The organism is Mucilaginibacter gilvus (assembly GCF_004054195.1).
Lineage (GTDB): Bacteria > Bacteroidota > Bacteroidia > Sphingobacteriales > Sphingobacteriaceae > Mucilaginibacter > Mucilaginibacter gilvus.
In genome coordinates, this window is record NZ_SBIW01000009.1 from 47,259 (window position 1) to 55,802 (window position 8,544).

Annotated in this window: 7 protein-coding genes and 1 pseudogene; 1 reads left to right on the forward strand and 7 read right to left on the reverse strand. The window is 45.2% G+C overall.

The features are described from left to right. Positions 1 to 3: 3 nt before the first annotated feature. The 3 genes from EPL05_RS19300 to EPL05_RS19310 are packed head-to-tail and all read right to left on the reverse strand — an operon-like array spanning position 4 to position 3,069. On the reverse strand, positions 4 to 1,056 hold the full coding sequence (locus tag EPL05_RS19300; RefSeq protein WP_128535637.1) for an HlyD family secretion protein: 1,053 nt from the start codon (positions 1,054 to 1,056) through the stop codon (positions 4 to 6). 17 nt (positions 1,057 to 1,073) lie between these two features. Next, positions 1,074 to 2,438: a TolC family protein gene (locus EPL05_RS19305; RefSeq protein WP_128535638.1), complete on the reverse strand. Its 1,365-nt coding sequence runs from the start codon at positions 2,436 to 2,438 to the stop codon at positions 1,074 to 1,076. Between the two features lies 1 nt (position 2,439). Further along, complete coding sequence (locus EPL05_RS19310) at positions 2,440 to 3,069, reverse strand: TetR/AcrR family transcriptional regulator (protein ID WP_128535639.1); 630 nt, start codon at positions 3,067 to 3,069, stop codon at positions 2,440 to 2,442. A gap of 528 nt (positions 3,070 to 3,597) precedes the next feature. On the opposite strand from EPL05_RS19310, the gene EPL05_RS19315 reads away from it, so the two are divergent. Continuing rightward, positions 3,598 to 6,162 carry a PIG-L family deacetylase gene (locus EPL05_RS19315; RefSeq protein ID WP_128535640.1) on the forward strand — a complete coding sequence of 855 codons (2,565 nt, stop codon included), beginning with the start codon at positions 3,598 to 3,600 and terminating at the stop codon, positions 6,160 to 6,162. Between the two features lie 64 nt (positions 6,163 to 6,226). On the opposite strand, the gene EPL05_RS19320 is transcribed toward EPL05_RS19315, so the two are convergent. The 4 genes and pseudogenes from EPL05_RS19320 to EPL05_RS24380 form a co-directional block, all read right to left on the reverse strand. Beyond that, positions 6,227 to 6,685 carry a DUF2059 domain-containing protein gene (locus EPL05_RS19320; RefSeq protein WP_128535641.1) on the reverse strand — a complete coding sequence of 153 codons (459 nt, stop codon included), beginning with the start codon at positions 6,683 to 6,685 and terminating at the stop codon, positions 6,227 to 6,229. A gap of 2 nt (positions 6,686 to 6,687) precedes the next feature. Then, positions 6,688 to 7,800 (reverse strand): acyltransferase family protein, encoded by a 1,113-nt coding sequence (locus tag EPL05_RS19325; protein WP_128535642.1) that lies wholly within the window; start codon positions 7,798 to 7,800, stop codon positions 6,688 to 6,690. A 19-nt stretch (positions 7,801 to 7,819) separates the two neighbouring features. After that, positions 7,820 to 8,239: a hypothetical protein gene (locus tag EPL05_RS19330; RefSeq protein WP_128535643.1), complete on the reverse strand. Its 420-nt coding sequence runs from the start codon at positions 8,237 to 8,239 to the stop codon at positions 7,820 to 7,822. A gap of 171 nt (positions 8,240 to 8,410) precedes the next feature. Continuing rightward, positions 8,411 to 8,544 (reverse strand): annotated as a pseudogene (locus tag EPL05_RS24380) (PIG-L family deacetylase); the annotation flags it as partial.

Sequence of the window (8,544 nt, forward strand, 5' to 3'; positions counted from 1 at the left end):
TATTTAGTCTTTTGTAATTACCGAAACATCAACGCTCATACCCGGGCGTAATTTCGCAAGTTCTTCTTTGCTTCCGGTTAGTTTAATTTTTACCGGGATCCGCTGCACAACTTTTACAAAGTTACCTGTGGCGTTATCCGGTGGCAATAACGAGAATTTAGCACCTGTAGCCGGCGAAAAGTTATAAACCGTACCTTCTACTTTCAGGTCAGGGTAGGCATCAACTTTCAAATCAACTTTTTGGCCGTTGCGAATTTTATCAAGCTGGGTTTCTTTAAAGTTAGCGGTGATGAAAATACTATTATCATTCACTATTGAGAACAAAGTTTGACCGGCTTGTACCAATTGCCCTACCTGTACATTCTTTTTAGATACCACACCGGTTGCAGGTGCCTTAATATCGGTGTAAGAAAGCTGCAGTTTAGCGTAATCAATATCAACCTGCTTTTGGGTTACGCCGGTATTGGTAACCTTTAACTGGCTGCGGCTGGTAGCAATTTGCTCTAAAGCGGCTTTATATTTATCGTTTGCAGCGGTGTAGTTTGCCTGTGCAACTTCAAGATCGGCTTTTGCCTGGTCGAACTGCTGGCGGGTTACCGATCCATCCTGAACCAGGTTGGCGTAACGGGCGTAGTCTTTACGAACTTTTTCTAAACGGGCGCGTGCCGATGCAACATCAGCTCTCGCACTTGAGGAATTGGCAGTGGTTGTAGAGATCTGCGATTCGCCAACACCTATGTTAGCGCTTGCACCAACCTGTGCCGCCTGTGCCTGCTCCACTTTAACCTGGTAATCGCGGGCATCTATTTTAACCAGCAGCTGGCTTTTATTTACGTGTGTGTTTTCTTCAAACATAATGCTATCCACATAGCCGCCAACGCGGGCTACTACGGGGCTTATGTCGCCATCTATCTGTGCATCGTCGGTATCAACGTGCTTGCTGAAGTATATGTATTCTTTTACGCCGAAAATGATACCGCCGATAAGTACAATGCCTAATATGATAGGAAGTACTCTATTTGGTTTCTTTTTGGTTTCTGTTTCCTGAGTTGCCATTGTATTTTTATTTTGTATTATTTGTTAAGAGTTCCGGTTGATTTTAATAAAGTATAGTAAGCAAGGCCTGCATCGGCTTTTGCCAGTTCCAGGTTAATTTCGGCCTGGTAAAGCAGGGTTTGCCCGTCGGCACGGTCTATAGCAGATGATATATTGCTTTTGTATTTCGATTCCAGGATCCTGTTATTCTCCGTAGCCTGGTTAATAGATGTTTGCAACAGGTTGATCTTATCTATCGCTGTTTTATAGTTTTGATAGCTTTGGTTTACCTCGTTTTTAATGTTATCAGACGTGATGTCTTTGTTCACAATTACCTCTTCGCGCTGCAGGCGGGCCTCGGTAACCTTGTTTTTGTTGGTCCAAAGGGTGCCGAAGTTCCAGCCAAGCGTAACCCCTAAGGATATCGGCGTAATATATTTACCGCTTTTTGGTATCGGGTTACCCGATACGCCCACATAGTAAGCGCTGCCCGATGCCGAAATCGTGGGCGATGTATTAGCCCGGATGCTTTTGATATTGGTTTCGGCAACTTGTGTGCGCAGGTCCATCTGGCGTAATTCTGCACGATGCGCGAGCGCGGTATCAATATAGTTTGCCAAAGGCGCTGCTGATCTGTCGGCATCTACTATCTGCGCAATGCCTAACTGAGTGGTTTCGGGCAGGCCCAACAGGATATCCATGTTGTAGTTAATAATGCGGCGGTTGTTTTCCAGATCGATACCGTTCAGCTCAATGTTAGAGCGTTGTAGTTGAAAACGCAATACATCGTTCTTGGTAACCAGGCCCTGGTCAAAAAAGCGCTGCGATTGTTTTATCTGCGCATCTATGGTAGCTAAATTCTGCTCAACCACTTTTTTAGCCTGTATTACCTTATAAAGATTATAGTAAGCGTTGATTACGTTGTAAGCGATCTGGTCGCGGTCATTAACAGCATCCAAACGGGCTACCTGGGTAAGCAGGTTGGTGCTTTCGCGGGCGTAACGTAGTTTGTTGCCGGCCCAAATGGTTTGGTTTAACGACACCGTACCCAGATAAGCGTTCGCGCTGCTTGGCAGGCTCAGGCTTTCTTCGCCAAATTCAAGCTTGTGGGCAGGGATCTGCGCGCGGTTGTAACCAAAACTGGCCTTACCGGTTGGCAATGCCTGGTCTTTAGCTTGTTCAAATTGCGATACCGCCTGGTCTATCTTTGATTGTGATAGTTTTAGCGTTTTGCTGTTTTCCAATCCCAGCTTAACGGCTTCGTCAAGCGTAATGGTTCTGTCTTGTGCCGCTGCCGGGTTGGTAATAAGTAATGCCGTAATTAATACAGCAAAACTACCCGCGGCTTTAACAGCTCTTGTTAGTAGATGAGGTTTCAAGGGACTATGATTTATTGTTGTCATTTTAGTTTTGTAGGTAAGCTTTCAAAAGGTTCTTCAAATATTTTTTAAGGCGGGGTTTTAGCTTGTCTTCCTGGGCCTCCCCATCCAATACATCATAACCTAATACAACCGACGAAATATGCGGCGTGTTGATGATGTAGTTTTTTGTACCGAACACAGTAGCCACCAATAATTCCTGGTCGGTATCTTTTTTAAACTCGCCGCTTTTTACGCCATCAGCTATAATGCCTTGAAAAACGGTTACGTTCTTCATTACAATAGCAGTTATTTTATCGGTAAGCTCAGATTTTTTTGTTTTAGATATTTCACGGTGCAGCATAATGTGGAAACAATTGTTGTTCACTACCTTTTCTACATAGCTTTCTATATACTTATCCAGTTTTTCCCATGGCGAGATGCTGGCATCGTCGCCAATTTCGGCTAATACTTGCTGAAACAAGGCTATTCGGCGTTCAAAAATGGCCAGGAATACACCCTCTTTAGAACCGAAGTAATAATTAAGCATAGCCATGTTTACACCGGCTTCGCCGGATATAGCACGGGTAGATGCCCCATCGTACCCGAATTCTGCAAAGATCCTTTCAGCTACATCCAGGATATGATCCTTTTTATCTGTCTTCTCTTTTTCCATTATGGTTGTTATCACGGCACAAAACTAATCAAACGATTGATTAGTGGAAATTATTTTTGTCAAATAAATGTAAGACATTGATAATCATGCTAAAAAAAATTAATCGATTGATTGGTTTTTGATTGGATGCCGTGCTTTTAAATGAGATTAGTTTATACAACCATAGATTTTTAACCCGACAGATTTAATGATAACATCGGCCCGGATTATATTTTTGTAACTAAAACAAGCGCTTTTTATGTTAACCCTGTGAAATTACAATACATTGATTAACAGTAGCTTAAAAATAGAATTTTTGAATTGTGTTAAGCTATGTTAACCCTAATTACCACGCAGGGATGTTTGATGGTTAGAAAAAATGGGCCAGATTGACGGGAGCCACAGAAGGGCTTACTTAATCGGATATGCTGCCTTTTAATGCGCTATATCCCTTAGGAGCGGGGAACTATTCTTAGAGTAATTATCACCTCCGTATAATATTATTGATACCTTATCCGGGCGTTACCTGTTTATAATATATTTGTTCTTATGAAGCGTACTTTGCTGTTTACCCTCGCCTTATTTCTTGTTTATCAAAGCCTTAATGCCCAAACATCACCGCCGAGTGATATTGGCACCATACAGCAGAATTTTAGAAAACTAAACGTTTTAGGCAGCATATTATACATTGCCGCCCACCCCGATGACGAGAACACCCGCCTGCTGGCCTACCTGGCACAGGAAAAGCACTACCGCACGGGCTACCTCTCCCTCACTCGTGGTGACGGCGGCCAAAACCTGATAGGAAATGAACAAAGTGAACTACTGGGGTTGATACGCACGCAGGAATTATTGGCCGCGCGCCGTATAGATGGCGCCGAACAGTTCTTTAGCCGCGCTACTGATTTTGGTTTCTCCAAAAATCCCGAAGAGACTTTAAAATTTTGGGACAAGGATAAAATACTGGGCGATATGGTTTGGGTGATCCGCAAGTTCCGGCCTGATGTTATGATATGCCGATTTCCTACCACCGGCGAGGGCGGGCACGGGAATCATACTGCTTCGGCAATTTTAGCGCAGGAAGCTTTCAGCGCCGCCGCCGACCCAAAGCGCTACCCGGAACAACTGAAACACGGCGTTAGCACGTGGCAAGCCAAGCGTTTGCTTTGGAACACCTTTAACTTTGGCAATACCAACACCACATCTGAGGATCAGTTTAAACTGAACGTAGGTACCTACAACCCCATATTAGGTAAAAGCTACGGCGAAATAGCTGCCGAAAGCCGCAGTAACCACAAAACACAAGGATTTGGCTCGGCCCGGCAAAGGGGCGATGCCTTTGAATATTTTAAAACCATTTTGGGCGATGCCCCAAAAACCGACCTGATGGACGGCGTAGAAACCGGCTGGAGCCGCATCCCGGGAGGGAACGTTATCGGCACACAAGTGGCTGCCATCACCAAAAGCTTCAGCAATTTAACGCCGGAAGCATCTGTACCAGCATTGGTTGAGCTGTTGGGCAAAGTGGATATGGAATTTGGCAATGATAAAGCCATGCAAACGGTACGATTGATACCATCGCGGGTAGAAGACTACACCTTTTGGCATCAGCAAAAAACTAAGGAAGTTAAAGATTTGATTGCAGCCTGCGCGGGATTATGGTTTGAGAGTTATGCGGCAGAGCCGAGCTATGCGGTAGGCGATAGTATGATAGTGAACAATCAATTTGTTTTTAGAAGCCGCGTGCCAATATATTCTGTAGAAATATATGGTGGAGGTAGGGAGATTCTTAAAAAAATGAGTTATGATGCACCAATGTCTTCTTCAAGTGAAGTTAATACGCTTAGTTTTAATGGCAAAGGCAAAGTTCCAAGTGCAACCATAACCCAACCTTATTGGCTCGATTCGCCGCATAGTATTGGATCGTACACGCTGGCAAAAGATACTTTAGCGGGTAACCCGGAGAATCCGGATGCACCCAAGGTTACCTATACCTTTAATATCAACGGTAAGGATATAAGCTACCAGCGCAGTATCGTGTTTAAATACGTTGACCCTGCCCGTGGCGAGATCTACCAGCCTTTGGAAATTACCCCACCTGTTACCGCCAACATTGCCGAAATGGTTTATGTATACAATAACCCTGCCCCCCAAACCATACAGGTAAAACTAAAAAGCTTTACCAATGCAAGCGGCAGCATCAGCATAAAACCTATCCCCGGCTGGAAGATAACTCCGGAGAAGATAGATTTTACAGGCAGAAAAAAAGGAGACGAATGGACAGTAGCGTTCAGCGCAGGGCCAACGGAGACCAAATCTAACACCGTAAAGTTTGATGTGATTACTACGGTTAACGGGAAATCATTCTCGCAGGGCTTGCTTAATATTAAATACAACCACGTGCCTGCTATCACCATTTTCCCGCCGGCTCAAGCCAAGCTGGTGAATATCGATCTTAAAATTGCCGGCAAACGCATTGGTTATATTGCCGGTGCCGGTGACCTGGTGCCAGATGCCCTGCGCGAAGTTGGGTACGACGTACACCAGTTAAGCGAAAGTGAAATAATCAATAGTGACTTAAGCGTTTACGACGCCATTGTTATCGGCGTGCGTGCTTACAACGTTAACCAGCGCCTGGCCTACGAGCAGCCCAAACTGATGGAGTATGTGAAAAACGGCGGCAACCTGGTGGTACAATACAATAATAACAACGGACTGGTTACTAAAGCTATTGGCCCGTACCCTTTCCAGGTGGTAAACCAGAGGGTAACCACGGAGGATTCGCCGGTTATCCTTTTAGATAACGATAGCCCGGTACTTAATTATCCCAACAAAATAACACAGCAGGATTTTAACGACTGGATACAGGAGCGCAGCGTTTATATGGTAAGCAACATAGACCCGCAATACAAAACTCCGCTGCAAATGGGCGACCCCGGTGAAGCAAAGAGCAATGGCTCTTTAATTGTAGCCGATTACGGCGCAGGCCGTTTTGTATATACCTCGTTGGTTTTCTTTAGAGAACTGCCCGCAGGTGTGCCCGGTGCGTACAGGTTGTTTGTGAATTTGCTGAGCAAGCCTGCTAAAACAGCAGGTGTTGGATATCTCAAGTAGAAGAGCGTAAATGCCTCCGGACAACCGGAGGCATTCTCTGTAAAAACCATACCAGTCCGCAATATTATTCTTTAAACGCGGCCTGCATCATTTGTTGCAGTTCTACTTGGTGGCTTTGCACGGCTTGCTGGCCCAGTTCGGCACCTTTTTGCAGTAAAATGGGTTGCTTTTCGTTCAGCTTTAGTCCCAGTGGCGAACGATAGAATGTTGCGAGATCTTTTAATTCTTTTTCGGTGAATTGCTGGGCATATAAACTGGCAAGCTGATCTTTCATCACATCCCAGTTTACGTATTTTGCTACAAAACTATTCATCACTTCAACAAACTTGCCGCGTTTATCTTCGGGCAAGTTAGTGCTGGCCTGTTTCAGCATCACGTCCATACTCAATTTAAAGTGCTCATCCGCTCTGGAGGCTATAATAACATCTTCGGCGGCCTTTAATTGCGTTGGGGTAACAGTTGTTGTTTGCGCCTTAACTGCCGAGCAGAACAACAAAAAGGCAATGATCAGTTTAAATTTCATTACTAAATTTTTATAAATATTTTACGGGTATAAAACACCCACATTACCAGCCAAAGTATAGCCACAATTAAAATAGCACCAAGCAACGACGCGTTTACCGGCGAAAAGTAAGGGGCGATCAAGTGCTCGTAAATAGTTTTGCCATCCCACTTAATGAGGTTGTAATAATGCGGTATAAATCCCGACAATACATAGGCGGCGATGGCATTGGTGCCAAAAACCACAAAAGGGTAAGTGAAGCGTTTTTGGCCCTGCACATCTATCAGCCAAAAGCATAGTGCCAAGCCGATGGTAGCCAGTCCGCCGGTATAGAGTACAAAAGAACTTGTCCAAAGGGCTTTGTTGATGGGGAAAAACAAATCCCAAACCAAGGCCAGCAACACGGCTACGATACCATAGGTGAACATCCAGCTTACTTTGATGCTGTCGTCGCGGTCTTTTCGTTTTAGCCAGGTGCCCACACGGATGCCCAACAGTCCCGTGGCTATAGCTGGCAAAGTGCCAAGCAAACCTTCCGGATCCCAGGTGTGCGAGGAAAGCCATAGATGGTCGGGGGTAAGCAGGGTGCGGTCTATCCAGGCACCAAAATTTGTTTCGGGCTCCAGATTGGCGTATCCAACGCCGGGAACGGGTACAAACGTCATCAACAAATAATAGCCCACCAGCGAGATAACAAAGATCCAATCGCGGGTTTTTTGCGAGGTTTTGAGGTATAGAAGGGTGCATATAAAGTATACCATGGCAATACGCGGTAACACGCCCGGTAAGCGCAGTTTACTTAGATCAAAATTCCAGCGAAGGATAATTTGGGTAACCCAGGTGATAAGGATGAGCGTTACCATACGACGTAATGCCGTCAGTATCATTTTTGATTGGCCCATTCCGCTTGCCTTTTTGCTTTCCATGGCGTAAACGATGGATACGCCCACCATAAACAGGAAGAAGGGAAATACCAGGTCGGTAGGCGTACAGCCATTCCAAACGGAATGTTCTAAAGGTGCATAAATATGGCCCCAGTCGCCGGGGTCGTTAACGAGGATCATACCTGCTATAGTGATGCCCCGAAACACATCAAGCGAGAGCAGGCGGGGGGATTTGGTAAGGGCTGTGGTCATTTATATTGTTTTAGATCAATTAATCTTCGTCGGATCCGGGTGTGTACATACACAAATTTATACTGATGCCGCGTTCGGCTGCGGCTTTTATTAATTCCATTGGAATATGCTGGTTTTGCTCAAGGCCGTTCGTCGGGTTAAAAGTTACACCAAAGTCTAAGTAAACGTAATCCGGGCCATTGTCAGTTTGAATGTGTCGGAGCGCCTCCTTATTAGTGTTTAGGTATTCGATAGCGTCGGTCACCTGTTGGTTAAAGGCATCAAAATCAGCCTTGCTTACCTGGAGCATGCAACCCGAGCTTTCAAACTTTCGACCATCGGGCTTAGATTTATATACATCTTCGCCTTTGTAAAATATCGAATAAGGCAATAACCCGCTGTTTTCAACGAAGGCGTCAACATCAAAAATTTTACCGTTAAGACGTAATATACAAGACATCAATTTGTTTTTTGGAGACGCGATATTTTACGTCTCCTTATGAATATTTAATACTATGTTATTGCGGCCCGCAAAAGGCATTTGGTCTGTGGCGCATTTGCCCCATTGCGGTGCGTTCGCGGTTGTTCGGGCTGTTCGCGCCCGCATGCGAACGCGAACAAAGGCCCGGTTTTAAAACTTATACCTCACAAACGCCTCCATAGCCGCATACTCCGCCATACCCAGTTTATCGTAGCAAACGGCAGTTTCGCGGTTGCGGTCCTCGGCACGTACCCAAAACTCGCGGGCATCATCACCGGGGAATA

Excerpts from the sequence above, each read along its gene's own strand:
- EPL05_RS19310 (WP_128535639.1), bottom strand. The coding sequence starts at position 3,069 with ATGGAAAAAGAGAAGACAGATAAAAAGGATCATATCCTGGATGTAGCT.
- EPL05_RS19305 (WP_128535638.1), bottom strand. The coding sequence starts at position 2,438 with ATGACAACAATAAATCATAGTCCCTTGAAACCTCATCTACTAACAAGA.
- EPL05_RS19325 (WP_128535642.1), bottom strand. The coding sequence starts at position 7,800 with ATGACCACAGCCCTTACCAAATCCCCCCGCCTGCTCTCGCTTGATGTG.
- EPL05_RS19315 (WP_128535640.1), top strand. The coding sequence starts at position 3,598 with ATGAAGCGTACTTTGCTGTTTACCCTCGCCTTATTTCTTGTTTATCAA.
- EPL05_RS19330 (WP_128535643.1), bottom strand. The coding sequence starts at position 8,239 with ATGTCTTGTATATTACGTCTTAACGGTAAAATTTTTGATGTTGACGCC.
- EPL05_RS19300 (WP_128535637.1), bottom strand. The coding sequence starts at position 1,056 with ATGGCAACTCAGGAAACAGAAACCAAAAAGAAACCAAATAGAGTACTT.
- EPL05_RS19320 (WP_128535641.1), bottom strand. The coding sequence starts at position 6,685 with ATGAAATTTAAACTGATCATTGCCTTTTTGTTGTTCTGCTCGGCAGTT.